The organism is Geodermatophilus saharensis (assembly GCF_900188205.1).
Lineage (GTDB): Bacteria > Actinomycetota > Actinomycetes > Mycobacteriales > Geodermatophilaceae > Geodermatophilus > Geodermatophilus saharensis.
Map to the genome: position 1 here is coordinate 668,233 of NZ_FZOH01000003.1, position 15,182 is coordinate 683,414.

The following is a 15,182-nucleotide window of genomic DNA, read 5'->3' on the forward strand; positions in this document are numbered from 1 at the left end:
CGGGCGCGACAGCGGGGGGGGTCACACAGGAGGATGGGAGGAGGATGGGACCGGTCGAGAGGGGGCCCGGATGGACTCCGAGGACGCCGGACGGCGGGCGGCGGGGCGGGCGGTCTCGGCGGGCCGCCGCACGCGCGAGCTGTCCGACCGGCTCGCCCGGCTGGCGGCGGGGCAGGCACCCGGCGACGAGGCCGTCCGCGAGGCCCGGGCCCAGGCGGAGACGGCGGCCGAGCGCGCCCGCGAGTCGCTGGAGCGGGCCCGCGACGGTCACCGGCGGGCGGCCCGGGCGCACGAGCGCAGCGCCGAGCTCCACGACGCCGCGGCCCGCGCGGGCGTCGGCGACGCCGAGGCGCACCGCAGCCGCGCGGCCGAGCACCGCGACGCGGCGGCCGAGGACGAGCGGGGAGCCGCCGCCGACGACCTCGCCGTCGTGGCGGACGGACGAGGGGGGCACCCCGATGACGGCCGGTGAGAACGGCTCCCCCGGCAGGCCGCCGTCGGTGGACGAGGTGATGGCCCAGCTGGCCGCCCTCGACGTCCGCTCCGAGGAGCTGGAGGTGGTCTCCGAGGAGCTCCGCGTCCAGCAGGAGCAGGTGACCACCCTGCTCGGCCGGCACGAGGCCGAGGTCCGCTGGCGCAGCCAGCTCGCCGCCGTGGTCCCCCTGGGCCTGGCGCTCACCGACGGCAACGGCAAGCTGCTCGAGGTCAACCCCGCGCTCGCCGCTGCGGTCGGGGTCGGGCTCAGCCGGCTGCGGGGCAAGCCGCTGTCGGTCTTCCTCTCCCCGGAGGACGTCCTGGCGTTCCGCAACGCGCTGCGCTCGCTGTCGCGTCCTGCGGCGGCCGAACGACGTCTCGAGGTGGCCCTCCGGCCGCGGAGCGGCCCACAGCGGCGGTCGGAGCTGTTCGGCTTCACCGAGACCCCGGGCCCGCCGGCGTCCGCCGCCCGGGTGCAGTGGGTGCTGGCTCCTCGGGACGACGGTGCTCAGGGGCAGGGCCCGGCGGCGGTGCGCGACGACGTCCCGCACGACGCCGAGGCCTGGGAGGCGACCGACGTCGTGGGGCTGGCGGCGTCGTTCGCCCAGCTCTCGGCCCTGCCGGTCGAGGAGCCCGATCGGCAGCGACTGCTCGGCCGGATGGCCACCCTGGTGCACAGCGCCGTGGCCGGCGCCGACTGGGTGAGCATCACGCTGGGCTCCCCGCTCGAGCCGCAGCGGCTGGGCAGCGACTCCACCCAGGCCCAGGACCTCGACGGCCGGCAGCTCCACGCCCAGGAGGGTCCGTGCTGGGACGCCTACCGCACCGGCCGGGCGGTCACCTCTGCCGACGTGCGGACCGACGACCGCTGGCCGCGGCTGCGTGCGCTCGCCGCGGACGCGGAGGTCCGCGCCGTCCTGGCCGTCCCGGTGCGCGAGGGCGGCGAATCCACCGGCGTCATCAACGTCTACTCCTCCCGGCCGGAGGCCTTCGGGACGGCCAACCGCCGGATCGGCGAGCTCGCCGCGGCCGCGGTCGCGGGCGTGCTGCAGAACGTCGCCGAGCGGGAGGCACTCTCCTCGCTGGCGGGCAACCTGGAGCAGGCGCTGACCTCGCGGGCCGTCATCGACCAGGCCAAGGGCGTGCTCATGGCCCGGCTGGGTGTGGACGCCGACGAGGCGTTCGCCCGGCTGGTGGCGCTGAGCAACCGCCTCAACGTGAAGGTGCGCGACCTGGCCCAGCTGGTCGTCGAGGGCGACACCGACCTGGTCATCGCCGCCGGCGACTGACCGCCGGCGCTCAGGCCTCGCTCGGGTCCATGAGGATCACCGCACCGCCGCGCTGCTCCGGGCTCCGGGCGAAGGAGCTGACGGTCACCCGCACCCGCACCGGCCGGCCGCGCCGGTTGACCGCGGCCAGGTCGACGGTCTCGTGCGGCGGCCCGTCGCCGGCGACCTGCCGGCGCAGCAGCGGGTGCAGGTCCGACAGCGGCAGCCCGATGTCGAGGTTGAGCAGGTGCTGGCCGGAGACCTCGTCCGGCCGGATCCCCCACAGGTCCTCGGCGGCGGCGTTCCACACCAGCACCCGCAGGTCGGGGTCCACCACGGCCACCCCGGCCTTGAAACTGCCGAGCACGCCGGTCATGAACCGGTTGAGGGTGCCCACCTCGTCGGTGCTGCGGCGCAGCTCCTCGTTCGTGGAGTGGAGCTCGTCGTTCATCGACTGCAGCTCCTCGTTCATGGTCTCGAGCTCCTCGTTGGTCGACTGCAGCTCCTCGTTGGTGGTCTCCAGCTCCTCCACCGTGCTCTGCAGCTCCTCGTTGGTGGTCTCCAGCTCCTCGTTGGTCGACTGCAGCTCCTCGTAGGCGGTCTCCAGCTGCCGGTTGGCGTACTCGAGCTCGGTCTGCAGCCGCCGGTACTGCGTCACGTCGTCGAAGACGATGGTGGTGCCGAGCAGGGTGCTGTCCTCGCGGTAGAGCGGCCGCACCTGCACGTCGAACACCGCCGGCTCCTGGCCCGGCCGGCGGCGCTCGACGCCGCGCAGCCAGACCGGCCGGCGCTCGGCCGCGGCCTCCGCGATGGCCCCCCGCAGCTCGACCGGGCGGTAGGAGATCTCCAGGTCCTGGAACGGGCGGCCGACGTCCCGGTCGTCGACGCCGAGCAGCTGCTCGGCCTGCCGGTTGACCATCGCCACCCGGCCGTCGGCGTCGACGGCGAGCTGGGCGGCCGGCGCGGACAGCATCGCCTCGCGCCGCAGCCGGGAGAGCTCCAGGTCGGTGAACGGCGGCGGCTGGGGCAGCGGCGCGGCCAGGACCGGGCGCTCGGCCACCGGGCGTCCGCCGCGCTTGCGGAAGAAGCGGCGGGTCAGGTCGACCGGGGTGAACAGCTGGCCGTGGGACAGCAGCATCTCGGCCTTGCCGAGGAACAGCACACCCGAGGGGTTGAGCGCGAAGTGCAGCCGGCCGAGGATGCGGCTCTGGGTCTCCGCGGTGAAGTACATGAGGGTGTTGCGGCACAGCAGCAGGTCGACGTGCGAGATCGGCGCGTCCTGCACCAGGTCGTTGCGGCCGAAGATCACCGACCGGCGCAGGTCCTTGCGGAAGACGTACCGGGCGCCCTCGGGCGAGAAGTACTCCTCGACCTGGTCCGGGGTAAGGCCGGCGAGCTCGCGCTCGGTGTAGCAGGCCTGCCGCGCCTGGGCGAGCGCCTCCTCGTCGACGTCGGTGGCGTAGATCTTCACCCGCTGCCGGAACTGCTCGGCGCCCAGCGCGTCGGCCAGCAGGATCGCCAGGCTGTAGGCCTCCTGCCCCGACGCGCACCCGGCGCTCCACACCCGGATCGCCGGGCCGGCCCCGGCCAGCATCTCGGGCAGCAGCTCGTCGCGGAGGTGGTCCCACGCCTTCCGGTCGCGGAAGAAGCTGGTGACGTTGATCAGCACCGTGTTGAACAGCGGCGTGAACTCGTCGGGGTGCACCTGCAGGTGGTCCTGGTACTCCGCCACCGAGTCGATGCCGACCTCGGCCATCCGCCGGCGCACGCGGCGGGCCAGGCTGGGGCGCTTGTACCCGGTGAAGTCGAAGCCGCGCTGCTCGCGCAGGTAGACCAGCAGCGCCTCGAAGTCGGGGTCGGGCTCGAGGGTGCCTCCGACCGCGCCGTCGTCCCGCGGGTCGGTCTCGTCGGCGGGCAGGTCCTCCTCGTCCCCGCCCGTCTCAGGTCGTCGCTCGGTCACCGGCTCACGGCTCCCCCACCTCGTCGGGCAGCGCCCCGCCGTCGAGCTGCTCGTGCTGCAGCAGCTTCCGGATCAGCAGCGCTGCGGACTGGGCCTCGTCGTGGCGGGTGCGGAAGGTCCGGGCGGTGTGCGTGTGGCCGCGCTGCTGGGCCCGCTCGCCCATCCGCAGGCTCAGCGCGGCCCGCTCCTCCAGCCCGCGCAGCGCCATCCACAACGCGCCCTCCAGCGCCTCGGACTGCTCGGCGGCCAGCGCCTCCGGCGACCAGGCGTGGCCCACCCGGCAGCGGTAGCGCTCCATGCCCCCCTCGGTGATCGTGAACAGCGCGCCGTGGCAGGACGGGCAGCCGAACCCCGACGGCGTGCCGGGCCGGACGTCGTCGTTCAGCGCGTCGACGTCGAACTCCGCCACGGCCGCCTCCTGGTCCATCAGGTCGCTGGCCGCCGGAGCGCCGTCGGCGACCTCCTCGGTCACGAGGTCGGTCAGCAGGACCCCCATCTTCCCCACCGGGACGACGTGGTCGGCGGAGGCCACCTCGATCGCGTGCGCCGGCATGCTCGGGTACAGGGCGTCCTCCGGGTCCTGCGCCACGCCCACGCCGCCCCGCTCGCGGACGGCGATCATCCCCGCCGTCCCGTCGTCGAGCGCCCCGGACAGGACGACGGCGACGACGCGCGGCCCGGCGGCCCGGGCGGCGGTGCGGAAGAGGACGTCGACCGCCGGGCGGTGCCCGTTCTCGCGGGGGCCGCGGGACAGCATCACCCGGTCCCCCACCACCAGCAGGTGGTGATCGGGGACGGCGACCGTCACCGTGCCCGGCCGGAGGGGGGCGCCGCTCTCCGCTCGCCGCACGGGCAGGGGGCACGCGCGGTCGAGGATCTCCGGGAGGGCGCTGCGGCCGGTCGGCGGCACGTGCAGGACCACGAGCAGGGCGGCCGGGAAGTCCGGCGGCAGGGTGCCGAGGAGCACGCGCAGCGCCTCGACGCCGCCCGCCGAGGCGCCGACGACGACCAGGTCTCGTCGCGCCACGACGGTTCTCCGTTCCCCGCTGCGCATCCGCGCAGGGTCCTCCGTGCACCGTAGCGCCGAGGAACGGCCGGACCGCTCAGCGGCCGCCCCGCGCGGGCAGGACCGCGGCGTCACGGGCCTGCCGGAAGGCGTGGGCGCGCTCGCGGACCCCCCGGGCGTCCTCCCGCGAGCGGGCGCACCGCTCGAACAGCGCGGTCAGCCTGCTGCCGTGGGCGTGGGTCTCGAGCACGGCTCTCGCGGTCTGGTGCAGCGCGACCGGGTCGTCGTCCCCCGTGGGCCGGCCGAGCAGCGGTTCCGGGGCACCGGCGGGCGGGGTCAGGCGCGGCAGGCCCCGTTCCCGCAGGGCCTCGTCGGCGACGACGGCCAGGTACCGGTCCTCCCGCTGCGGCCAGCCCGCGCCGCCGAGTCGCGCCTCCAGCTCCGGCCGGGAGCAGTTGCCGCCCATCTCCAGGTAGCGCAGCCACAGGTCGCCGAGGGGCAGGCCGCTCAGCCGGCAGGCCAACGCGAGTTCGTCAGGTACCACGGCCGCTCTCCCCGGTCGGCAGTCCGGCCGGTTGCTGGGACGACGGCCAGCCTACGTCCCCCGGCCTCGCGAGGGCAGGGGAAGCCGGCTACCCCTGTGTCAGGTGCCTGACACAGGGGTAGCCTCGGGGAGGTGGCGGCGATCCCCTCCCCCGACGTCCGCGGCGGCTTCCGGGTGGTCGTGCTGGCCGCCAGCAGCGGCGGGGTGCGGGCACTGTCGACCGTGGTGGGCGGCCTCCCGGCGGACTTCCCGGTGCCCGTGCTCGTGGTCCAGCACCGCGGTCCCGGCACGCCGGAGATGCTGAGCGGCATCCTCGGTGCCCGCGGCCGGCTCCCGGTGCGCACGGGCACCTCCGGCCCGCTGGACCCTGGCGTGACCGTGCTCCCGGCACGGACCACCGCGGACGTCGACCGCGACGGCGGCCTCGTGCTGCGGCCCGCACCTCCGCTCGGCGGCGCCGACCACCTCCTCGTCAGCGCCGCCGCCGCGTACGGGGCCGGGGTGCTGGCCGTGGTCCTGACCGGGCGGCTGGCCGACGGCGCCGAGGGCGTGCGCGCGGTCCGGCGGGCCGGTGGCCGGGTGCTGGTCCAGCACCCCGACGACGCGGAGGCGCCCGGCATGCCCAGCGCGGCGCTGGCCACGGGCTGCGTGGAGCACGCCCTGCCGCTGCCGCTCGTCGCCCCCGCCCTGGTGGCGTACACGATGGCGCCGGGGGGCGCGGACCTGCTCGCCGTCCCCGTACCACCGTGGGCGCGACTGGGCCCACGGCCCGTGCCGGCCTGACCCCGGCCCTCCGGGGGTAACGTGACCCCTCCCGGAGACGACGGGAGCCCCGTCCGACCGAAGGCGGCCCGTGCCGAACGACAACACCGCACCGGACCTGCGCCGCAACCTCCTGCTCGGCCTCCTCCCCGACGAGGAGTTCCGTCGCCTGGAGCCGCTCCTCGAGGTGGTCCCGCTGGACGTCCGCGACGGGCTGTACGAGGCCGGGAAGACCATCGAGCACGTCTGGTTCCCCGTCGACGCCGTCCTGTCGGTGATCGCCACCGTCGAGGGCGAGGCCGCGATCGAGGTCGCCACCGTCGGGTTCGAGGGCATGTCGGGCCTGCCCGCGTTCCTGGGCACCACCGAGAGCCCCCACGACTGCTACTGCCAGATCGCCGGCACCACCGCCCGCCTGGCGACGGGCGACCTGCGCCGGTTCCTCACCTCCGACGGCGCGCTGCACGACCTGCTGCACCGCTACACGCAGGCGACGATGGTGCAGCTGTCGCAGAACGTCGCCTGCAACCGCCTGCACACCACCGAGGAGCGCTGCGCCCGGTGGCTGCTGCAGACCCGCGACCGGGTCGGCTCCGACGAGTTCACCCTCACCCAGGAGTTCCTCGCGCAGATGCTCGGCGTGCGCCGCGGCACCGTGTCGCTCACCGCGGGGGTGCTGCAGCAGGCCGGGGTCATCCGCTACACGCGCGGGCGGATCACCGTCGTCGACGGCGCCGCCCTGCACGAGGCGGCCTGCGAGTGCTACGACGTCGTGCAGGCCGAGTATCGGCGCCTCACGGCCGCTCCCGAGGCGTGACCGGCCCGGTGCCGCCGGCGTGTCGGCTCCTCCCCGTCGCACGGCCTCCTCGGGGGGCATCCGGCCGGGCACACTGGACGGCGTGACCGATCCCACGGCGCGGGGACGCGAGGCGTTCGACCGCGCCGTGCGGCGGGAGCGGGCCGCGATCGCGCTGCACGAGCGCGCCGCCGCCCTCCACGAGACGACGGCCGGCCGGCTGGACGAGGCCGTGCTGGTCGCGGTCGACGGCCGCCGGGCCGCGGCGCTCCGGGAACGCGCCGCGGCCGAGCGCCACCTCGCCGGGGTCGCCCGCGCCCGTGCCGCCGGGGTCCGCGCGCGGCTCACCGCGGAGGGCGTCGACGACGTGGGCTGAGGCCCGGTGGTCGCCCGGAGGACCCGGGGCGGTGCGGATCAGGCGGATGCGATGCGCAGTGCGCCGGTGTGGACGACGTCCTCCGCCACCGCGGCCGGCTTGACGTTGCGGCGGTTGCCGAACTCCCGCAGCAGGTCGAACGCCTGGGCATCGGTCAGCCCGTGGCGGCCCATGAGGATGCCGATCGCCATGCCGATGCGCCGGTTGCTGGCCAGCGCCACCTCGAGGTTGCCCGCCCGGCGGTCGGAGACCGGCCGTGCGCGCCCACACCTGCAGGGCCTCCTCCCGGAGCGTCCGCGCGACCGCCCGCCGCTGCTGCGCCCAGTCCCGCACCCGCCGTCGACGTGCGGCAGCCGCTGCGGCGTCGTCTGCTCGCGCGCGTCGTCGTCCGTCCGGCACGGGCTCGGGCACCAGGACGTCCCGGTGCCCGGTGGTCTCCGGCACCGGCAGGGGCTACCGTGGGGGACGGGTCGAACGCCCGGCCCGATCCGTGCGCGCTCAGCCGCGGGGAGCCCGGGAACCGGAGTCGACCCGTCTCGCGCGCACCCGAGTCCGGGACGTGCCGTGCAGCAGACGACGACCTCTCTCCCCCCGGCGGAGCCGGCGGTGGCCGGGTTGCTGGTGACCCTCGACCTCCCGGCCGGGCGCATCCTCCTCAGCGGAGAGCTGGACAGGGCGACCTGCGGGCACCTGGACGCCGCCTGCGCTTTGCTGGCCCGTGCCGCTGCCCCGGCGTGGGTGCTGGACCTGGCGGGACTGAGCTTCTGCGACGCGTCGGGGCTGCGGGCGATGGCGGCGGTCCGACGGGTGGCGCGGACAGCCGGCGCGGCCGTGATCGTGGTCGGGGCGCGGCCCTACCTGCGGCGGCTGCTGCCGCTGGTCGGCCTCGGCGATGCGCTGCCACCGGTGGCCCGGTCGGTCTCCGGGCCGGTCGCCTGCCACCCCGGCCCCGCTCCCGCGGTCCGGCCCGCGGCCCTGGGGCCGACGCCGGCCGGGCCACCGTGCCGGGGCACCGGGGCGCCGGCGAAGGGGACGTGGGATGCCGCCGGCCGATCCTGACGCGGCTGCGGGGCCGGACGGACCGGCCGGCTCCCAGGGGTCCGAGCGGCTGGCGGCCACCCTGGTGCAGATGGCCGGGCTGGTGCTCTCGCAGGAGACGGTCCGCTCCGCGGTGGAGCTGGTCACCGCGCTGGCGTCGGCGACCGCGCCGGGCACGGACGGAGCGGCGGTGACCGTCGTCGACGAGCACGGCACCCGCACGATGGCCGCGACCAGCGAGCTCGCCGAGCGGGCCGACGCCCTGCAGTACTCCCTCGACGAGGGACCGTGCCTGACCGCCTGGCGCACCGGTCAGCTGGTGCGCATCGACGACACCACCGGCGACCGGCGCTGGCCGGCCTGGAACGAGCAGGCCACCGAACTGGGCATCCGGTCGGCGCTGAGCGCCCCGCTGGTCACCGGCGGGAGGTCGATCGGCGCGATCAAGCTGTACGGGCTGCAGCCCGGCCGGTTCGACCAGCACGACGAGCAGGTGATGACGCTGTTCGCCCGGCAGGCGGCCATCCTGCTGTCCGCCACTCAGAACCTGGCCGGGGCCCGGGAGCTCAGCCGCCGGCTCACCGACGCGCTGGCCGGCCGGGACGTGATCAGCCAGGCGATCGGGGTGCTGCTGGCCCGCGGCGCGCCCGACCGGGAGGTCGCCTTCGCCTCGTTGGCCGCCGCCGCCGAGCGCACCCACCGCCCGGTGCGCGAGGTCGCACAGGACCTGCTCGCCACGCTCGCCGGTGATGCCGCCGACCCGCCGACGTCCTGAGACGACGGGCGGCCGAGGTGACAGGCGAGGACCGGCACGAGCGGGTGGAGGCCGCGCGTCGGCGCGCGGAGATGACCGTCCACGAGCTGTGGCTGCGCTACGTCGCCCTCGGCGGCAACGGGGACCTGTTCGACCTCGACGCCTACCTCAACGGGTTGCTGCCGCTGGGCAGCTTCGACCAGAACGTGCTCGCCGTCGCCGTGAACGAGGCGCTCGAGGAGGTCTACCGCGCCGCCCGGGTCCCGCTGACCACCCCGCGACCCGGCGCGCCCCGCGCCCCGGCACCCGCCGACGAGGTCCACGCCGTCACCGACGCGCTGCTGAGCCCCGACGGCTCAGCCGCCGTTCCGCGGCCGCAGGAGGGTGCGCCGCCCGCTCCTCCTCGGCCGTCGGCCGGCCAGGGGGAACCAGGCGGCAGCGCGTGAACGGCCCCCGGCATCCCTCCGGCGCGCCGGAGGGACCGCACCGGTAGGCCAGTCCGCCGTGACAGTCGTGACCCCAGGACCGACACCTCGGACACCGGCACCGCCCGGGCCTCCGTGCGCTCGGTGCTATCCGGGGCGGTCAGCGCCGGCGCTCGGTGCCGGCGGGCCGTCCGACGGGGAGCGCGCCGAGCCCCGGCCCGGCGGTCTCCCCCAGCGGAGGCCGGGACTGCGGGAGGCTGATCCGGCGCACCCGCTCGGCGTCCCTGTGCGCGCTCGGCGACGGGGCGGAAGACGTCGGCACGCTCGTGCCTGCCCTCGACGGCGGCGTCGGCGGCCATGCGCTGCAGCGTCGCAGCGATCCGGACCTCGGTGGCGGCCAGGTACGCGGCCAGGTCACGGGCCCGCTCGGTGGCTGCCCGGATCCGCTGTGGTGGTGGCGGGGGCAGGGGCGGCCGGTAGGCGATGTGCGCCCACACGGTCTTCCGGTCCCCGTCGACGGCCCAGCCGTGCGCGCGGCTGAGCCGGGCCACCAGGTGCAGGCCCATGCCCCCGAGTGCGGCGTCGCGGCCGATCGCCGGTGTGGGAGGCCGCGCGGTCGCGGTGTCCCGGACCTCCACGAGCCAGCCCGGACCGGCCGCGGTGACGGTGACCTGCACCGGTGGCCGGCCGTGCCGCAGGCCGTTGGCAGCCGGCTCCTCGACCGCGAGCAGCAGTCGCTCGCCGTCGTCGGTCCCGGCGGGCAGCCCGCCGCCGGCCAGCGCCGCGCGCAGCCGACGGCGCATGGCGGTCAGCTCCGCGGCGGTGCCCGGTTGCCGGTGCCACGCGGCGGCCACCTCCGGCCCCGGCGCCGGCGGCTGCACCCACGACGAGTTGCCCATCGACCTCATCCCGGATGAGCGTCGAGTCCCCGCTCGACCCGGGGATGGGCAGATCACCCGTCTCGACGGACCGGCCGGACCCGTGCTGTCACAGTGCCGACGGCATCGTCACCTACCCCGGTGCGGCCATCCCAAGCCGTCGAGAGCGTCCGCGGGCTCACGATGGTGGTCGAACCGCCCCGGAAAGCCGTCAGGGGCCGTACCGGATCTCTCCGGACACGGCCCCTGACCTGCAGCTTGCTCTGTCGGGCTGACAGGATTTGAACCTGCGACCCCTTGACCCCCAGTCAAGTGCGCTACCAAGCTGCGCTACAGCCCGAGCGCCGGGCGGCTCGCACCGCCCGATCGCTGCCAGAGCAGGTTACCGCACCCGCTCCCCCGACCCGGACGGTGGTCGGCGGCCTCAGCCGAGCCGATGGGCGGCCACCGCTACCAGGGTGCCCAGCGTGTTGGTGGCCAGGTGCAGCAGCGCCGGGGCCAGCAGGCTGCCGCTGCGCAGCCGCAGCCACGTGAACAGCAGGCCGGCCACCGCCGTCCCCGCGCAGACCAGCGTCACCGCCGCGGCCGTGGCGAGCGGCCCGTCGACCAGGTCGTTGGCCGCCAGGCCGCTCAGCGTGGGCCGGACGTGCCACAGCCCGAAGACGGCGGCCGCGGCGGCCGTCGCCGCGCGCACAGGCAGCACCCGGAGCAGCACCGCCAGCAGCACCCCGCGGAAGGCGACCTCCTCCCACAGGACCGTGCCCAGGGGGATGCGCAGGAGCACGTCGCCGGCGATCTCCGCCGTGCCGAGGCCGGCGACGCGCGCGTCGGCGAGCAGCGGGCGGGTGGGGGGCAGCGCCAGGACGGCGGTGTAGCCGGCCGCGACGAGCGCGAGGGCCGCGCCGCCCCACCGCAGCCCCGCCGGGACGTCGCGGCGGTCCAGGCCGAGGTCCGCCCACGAGGAACCGGTCAGCCGGGCGGTGGCCAGCAGCGCGCCGGCGGCGGCCAGGTTCACGCCGACGTAGGTCCCGGTGCCCTCCGGCAGGGCGGGGACGACGAGGTTGTTCCACGGCAGGAGCACCCCGACGAGCGCGACGGCGAGCGGCACACCGCGCCACCCAGTCGTGGTCCGCCGCGGGATCCCGGCGCCTGCCGTCACGACCGGGTCCTACCCCTCGGGCAGCCGGGCGTGCACGGCGCCGACGACCGCACGCCGCGCCGGGAACGACCTGGGCTCTCCCCGGGTTGTCGTTGCCCGTGACAACCGGAACCCGGGCCTCGATCGGGCTCCGCTCCGAGCGCGGTCCCGTGCTCGGCGCGGTCATGCTCAGCACCGCCCTCATCGCGCTGGACAGCACGATCATCGCGACGGCGGTCCCCGCCGTCGTCGACGACCTGGGCGGCTTCAGCCAGTTCCCGTGGCTGTTCAGCGTCTACCTGCTCACGCAGGCGGTCACGGTCCCGGTCTACGGCAAGCTCGCCGACGTCCACGGGCGCAAGCCGGTGCTGCTGGTCGGCATCGCGGTGTTCGTCGCGGCGTCGCTGTTCTGCGGCCTGGCCTGGTCGATGCCGGCGCTGATCGTGGGCCGCGCGCTGCAGGGCATCGGGGCGGGGGCGATCCAGCCGATCGGCATGACCGTCATCGGCGACATCTACACCGTCGAGGAGCGCGCCCGGGTGCAGGGCTACGTCGCCTCGGTGTGGGGGATCTCGGCGGTGCTCGGGCCCACGCTGGGCGGGGTCTTCAGCGACTACCTGTCCTGGCGCTGGATCTTCTGGGTGAACCTGCCGCTGGGCGCGGTGGCGCTGGTCGCGCTGTGGCGCCGGTGGACGGAGCCGGTCGAGCGCCGGGAGGCCCGCTTCGACGTCGCCGGGTCGGTGCTGCTGGCCGCCGGTGCCGGGCTGCTCATCGTCGGCCTGCTGCAGGGCGGCAGCGCGTGGGCGTGGGCGTCGCCGGTCTCCATCGGGGTCCTCGCGACGGCGGCCGTGCTGCTCGTCGCCTTTGCGCTGGTGGAGCGGCGGGCCGCCGAGCCGGTGCTGCCGCCGTGGGTGGTGCGCCGCCGGATCCTGCTCAGCGGCAACGTCGCCGCGATCGGGCTCGGCGCGCTGCTCATCGGCCTGAGCTCCTACCTGCCCACGTGGGCGCAGGGGGTGCTCGGCGCCGGTGCGCTCGAGGCCGGCTTCGCGCTGGCCGCCCTGACCCTCGGCTGGCCGATCGCGGCGAGCCTGTCCGGCCGGCTCTACCTGCGCATCGGGTTCCGCGACACGGCGCTGCTCGGCGTCGTCCTCGCCGTCGCCGGCACGGCCGGGACGGCGCTGCTGGGCCCGTCGGCGCAGCTGTGGCAGGTCGGGGCGTGGATGTTCCTCACCGGCCTCGGCCTCGGGCTGTCGTCGGCGCCGCTGATCGTCGCGGTGCAGTCGGTGGTCGGCTGGGACCGGCGCGGCGTCGTCACCGCCACGAACATGTTCTCCCGGTCGATGGGATCGGCGATCGGCGCCGCGGTGTTCGGCGCGATCGCGAACACCACCCTGGCCGCCCGCTTCGCCGCTCCGCCGCCCGGTCTCGACGGCGAGGTGCCCGCCGACGTCGACAGCACGACCGCGGCCCTCGCCCAGGGCGGCGCCGTCGCCGACTTCGCGCGGGAGAGCCTGCACGCGGCCTCCCACGGCGTCTTCGTCGCCACGGCCGTCACCGCCGTCGTCATCGCCCTCGCCGTGCTGGCCATGCCCCGGCGGACCGAGCCGCTGCGCTTCGACGACGACCGCGGCCGCGACACCGACGACCCCGACGAGGACCCCGCCGACGACGCCGCGACCGTGGCCTGACCGTCAGCCGCGCCGGTCGTTCCCCCGGCCCTCGCGGACCTTGACCGAGATGTCGATCGGGGTGCCGCCGAAGCCCCACCGCTCCCGCAGCTTGCGCTCGAGGAAGCGGCGGTAGCCGGCCTCGAGGAAGCCGGTGGAGAAGACGACGAACCGCGGCGGCCGGACGTCGGCCTGCGTCACGTACTTGATCTTCGGCGCGCGCCCGCCGCGCGCCGGGGGCGGGGTCTCCTGCACCAGCTGGCGGACGTAGGCGTTGAGCTCCGCCGTCGGCACCCGGGTCTCCCAGGAGGCGAGCGCCGCCCGCAGGTGCTCGGGCAGCCTGCCGACGCCGCGGCCGGTGGCCGCCGAGATGTTGACCCGCGAGGCCCACTTCACCCGCGCGAGGTCGCGCTCGATCTCGCGCTCGAGCTGGGCGTGCCGGTCCTCGTCCAGGGTGTCCCACTTGTTGAACGCGATGACCAGCGCGCGGCCGGCCTCGATGACCTGGGTGATCACCCGCTGGTCCTGCTCGCTGATCACCTCGTCGGCGGCGAGCAGCACGACGGCGACCTCGGCGGCCTGGATCGCCGCCTCGGTGCGCAGGCTCGCGTAGTACTCGGTGCCGCTGGCGGTGTTGACCTTGCGGCGCAGGCCGGCGGTGTCGACGAACCGCCACTCCTCCCCGCCGAGGGTGATGATCGAGTCGACCGGGTCCACGGTGGTGCCGGCCACCGAGTCGACGACCGAGCGCTCCTCCTTCGCCAGCCGGTTGAGCAGGCTGGACTTGCCCACGTTCGGTCGCCCCACCAGCGCCACCCGGCGCGGACCGCCCTCCTCCGGCTGCTCGCGCGGCGCCTCGGGCAGGGCGTCGAGGACCAGGTCGAGCAGGTCGCCCGACCCCCGGCCGTGCAGCGCGCTGACCGGCTGCGGCTCCCCCAGCCCCAGCGACCACAGCTCCGCCGCGTTGGACTCGCTGCGCTCGTCGTCGACCTTGTTGGCGACGACGATCACCGGCCGGTCGCTGCGGCGCAGGATCCGCGCGGCGGCGAGGTCGGTGTCGGTGGCGCCCACCTGGCTGTCGACGACGAGCACGATGACGTCGGCGGTGCGCATCGCGAACTCGGCCTGCCGGGTGATCGACGCGCCCAGCCCCTCGGCCTTCGGGTCCCAGCCGCCGGTGTCGGTGACGGTGAACCGCCGCCCGTTCCACAGCGCCTCGTAGGAGATGCGGTCCCGGGTCACACCCGGGACGTCCTGCACCACCGCGGCGCGGCGGCCCAGGATCCGGTTGACCAGCGTCGACTTGCCCACGTTCGGCCGGCCGACCACCGCCACCACCGGCAGCGGGCCGCCGGTGCCCTCCTCGCTCACGCGTCCACCTCTCGCGCCCCGGCCGCCGCGAGCGCCAGCCCGACCACCCGGTCGACGACGGCCTCCCGGTCCAGGTCGGTGCTGTCCACGACCACCGCGTCGGCGGCCGGCCGCAGCGGGCTGTCCGCGCGGCTGCTGTCGTACTCGTCGCGGCGGCGCAGGTCGGCGGCGAGCGCGGCCACCTCCGCCGGGTCGCTGATCCCCAGCTGCAGCGCCCGCCGCTGCGCGCGGGCCTCCGGCGCCGCGGTCAGGTAGACCTTCACGGTCGCCTGGGGCAGCACCACGGTGCCGATGTCGCGGCCCTCGACGACGACCGCGTCGGCCGAGCCCACCAGCGACCGCTGCTGGTCGACCAGCCGGCGCCGCACCGCGGGCACCGCCGAGACCGCCGAGACGGCGCGGGTGACCTCGGCGCCGCGGATGCGCTCGGCGACGTCGGCGCCGTCGACCTCGACCCGCTCGGTCTCCGCCGCCGTCCCCACCTCGATCCGGGCGCCGGCCACCACGCGGGCCACCGCCTCGGCGTCCTCGGGGTCGACCCCGGCGTCGAGCACCGCCACCGTGGCGGCGCGGTACATCGCGCCGGTGTCGAGGTAGGCCGCACCCAGCCGGGCGGCCACCGCCCGCGCGACGCTGGACTTGCCCGTGCCGGACGGGCCGTCGAGGGTCACCTGTCCCCGGAAACCACTCACGTCCACGTCCTCCACTCCTCGGGTCACCGAACC

16 protein-coding genes, 1 tRNA gene and 1 pseudogene are annotated in these 15,182 nt (G+C 76.1%); 9 read left to right on the top strand and 9 right to left on the bottom strand.

What is annotated here, in order from left to right:
- Positions 1-70 precede the first annotated feature (70 nt).
- A complete protein-coding gene (locus CHC04_RS24105; protein ID WP_089403929.1) occupies positions 71-472 on the top strand; it encodes a hypothetical protein in 402 nt (133 codons plus the stop codon).
- On the top strand, positions 459-1,763 hold the full coding sequence (locus CHC04_RS24910) for an ANTAR domain-containing protein (RefSeq protein ID WP_089403930.1): 1,305 nt from the start codon (positions 459-461) through the stop codon (positions 1,761-1,763). The genes CHC04_RS24105 and CHC04_RS24910 overlap by 14 nt, the downstream gene beginning before the upstream one ends.
- A 10-nt stretch (positions 1,764-1,773) precedes the next feature.
- Here CHC04_RS24910 and CHC04_RS11085 read toward each other — a convergent pair whose 3' ends face one another.
- The 3 genes from CHC04_RS11085 to CHC04_RS11095 form a co-directional block, all read right to left on the bottom strand.
- Positions 1,774-3,702: a CheR family methyltransferase gene (locus CHC04_RS11085; RefSeq protein ID WP_217897295.1), complete on the bottom strand. Its 1,929-nt coding sequence runs from the start codon at positions 3,700-3,702 to the stop codon at positions 1,774-1,776.
- A 4-nt stretch (positions 3,703-3,706) separates the two neighbouring features.
- Positions 3,707-4,729 carry a chemotaxis protein CheB gene (locus CHC04_RS11090; protein WP_217897296.1) on the bottom strand — a complete coding sequence of 341 codons (1,023 nt, stop codon included), beginning with the start codon at positions 4,727-4,729 and terminating at the stop codon, positions 3,707-3,709.
- Positions 4,730-4,805: 76 nt separating this feature from the next.
- Complete coding sequence (locus tag CHC04_RS11095; RefSeq protein ID WP_141233762.1) at positions 4,806-5,252, bottom strand: hypothetical protein; 447 nt, start codon at positions 5,250-5,252, stop codon at positions 4,806-4,808.
- A gap of 132 nt (positions 5,253-5,384) precedes the next feature.
- On the opposite strand from CHC04_RS11095, the gene CHC04_RS11100 reads away from it, so the two are divergent.
- From CHC04_RS11100 to CHC04_RS11110, 3 genes are all read left to right on the top strand, one after another.
- On the top strand, positions 5,385-6,035 hold the full coding sequence (locus tag CHC04_RS11100; RefSeq protein WP_089403933.1) for a chemotaxis protein CheB: 651 nt from the start codon (positions 5,385-5,387) through the stop codon (positions 6,033-6,035).
- A gap of 70 nt (positions 6,036-6,105) precedes the next feature.
- On the top strand, positions 6,106-6,831 hold the full coding sequence (locus CHC04_RS11105) for a Crp/Fnr family transcriptional regulator (protein WP_089403934.1): 726 nt from the start codon (positions 6,106-6,108) through the stop codon (positions 6,829-6,831).
- 82 nt (positions 6,832-6,913) lie between these two features.
- On the top strand, positions 6,914-7,186 hold the full coding sequence (locus tag CHC04_RS11110; protein ID WP_089403935.1) for a hypothetical protein: 273 nt from the start codon (positions 6,914-6,916) through the stop codon (positions 7,184-7,186).
- 38 nt (positions 7,187-7,224) lie between these two features.
- Here CHC04_RS11110 and CHC04_RS24555 read toward each other — a convergent pair whose 3' ends face one another.
- On the bottom strand, positions 7,225-7,407 hold the full coding sequence (locus tag CHC04_RS24555; RefSeq protein ID WP_217897297.1) for an ANTAR domain-containing protein: 183 nt from the start codon (positions 7,405-7,407) through the stop codon (positions 7,225-7,227).
- 343 nt (positions 7,408-7,750) lie between these two features.
- On the opposite strand from CHC04_RS24555, the gene CHC04_RS24115 reads away from it, so the two are divergent.
- From CHC04_RS24115 to CHC04_RS24120, 3 genes are all read left to right on the top strand, one after another.
- Positions 7,751-8,245: an STAS domain-containing protein gene (locus CHC04_RS24115; protein WP_217897298.1), complete on the top strand. Its 495-nt coding sequence runs from the start codon at positions 7,751-7,753 to the stop codon at positions 8,243-8,245.
- 70 nt (positions 8,246-8,315) lie between these two features.
- Complete coding sequence (locus tag CHC04_RS11125) at positions 8,316-8,999, top strand: GAF domain-containing protein (RefSeq protein WP_176449940.1); 684 nt, start codon at positions 8,316-8,318, stop codon at positions 8,997-8,999.
- Positions 9,000-9,016: 17 nt separating this feature from the next.
- A complete protein-coding gene (locus CHC04_RS24120) occupies positions 9,017-9,424 on the top strand; it encodes a hypothetical protein (protein WP_089403937.1) in 408 nt (135 codons plus the stop codon).
- Between the two features lie 482 nt (positions 9,425-9,906).
- On the opposite strand, the pseudogene CHC04_RS25270 reads toward CHC04_RS24120, so the two are convergent.
- From CHC04_RS25270 to CHC04_RS11145, 3 genes and pseudogenes are all read right to left on the bottom strand, one after another.
- Positions 9,907-10,311 (bottom strand): annotated as a pseudogene (locus tag CHC04_RS25270) (ATP-binding protein); the annotation flags it as partial.
- Positions 10,312-10,547: 236 nt separating this feature from the next.
- A tRNA-Pro gene (locus CHC04_RS11140) sits at positions 10,548-10,621 on the bottom strand.
- Between the two features lie 84 nt (positions 10,622-10,705).
- Positions 10,706-11,389: a CPBP family glutamic-type intramembrane protease gene (locus CHC04_RS11145; protein ID WP_089403938.1), complete on the bottom strand. Its 684-nt coding sequence runs from the start codon at positions 11,387-11,389 to the stop codon at positions 10,706-10,708.
- A gap of 149 nt (positions 11,390-11,538) precedes the next feature.
- On the opposite strand from CHC04_RS11145, the gene CHC04_RS11150 reads away from it, so the two are divergent.
- Positions 11,539-13,107, top strand: coding sequence for an MDR family MFS transporter (locus CHC04_RS11150; RefSeq protein WP_245817114.1), 1,569 nt, complete (start codon positions 11,539-11,541; stop codon positions 13,105-13,107).
- A 3-nt stretch (positions 13,108-13,110) separates the two neighbouring features.
- Here the strand turns inward: CHC04_RS11150 and der are convergent, their stop codons facing one another.
- Together der and cmk are read right to left on the bottom strand one after the other, a co-directional pair.
- Entirely contained in the window at positions 13,111-14,457 is a 1,347-nt protein-coding gene (gene der, locus CHC04_RS11155; RefSeq protein WP_089403939.1) for a ribosome biogenesis GTPase Der, read from the bottom strand.
- Positions 14,454-15,149 carry a (d)CMP kinase gene (cmk, locus tag CHC04_RS11160; protein ID WP_089404065.1) on the bottom strand — a complete coding sequence of 232 codons (696 nt, stop codon included), beginning with the start codon at positions 15,147-15,149 and terminating at the stop codon, positions 14,454-14,456. Before cmk ends, der begins: the two co-directional genes overlap by 4 nt.
- Positions 15,150-15,182: the final 33 nt, after the last annotated feature.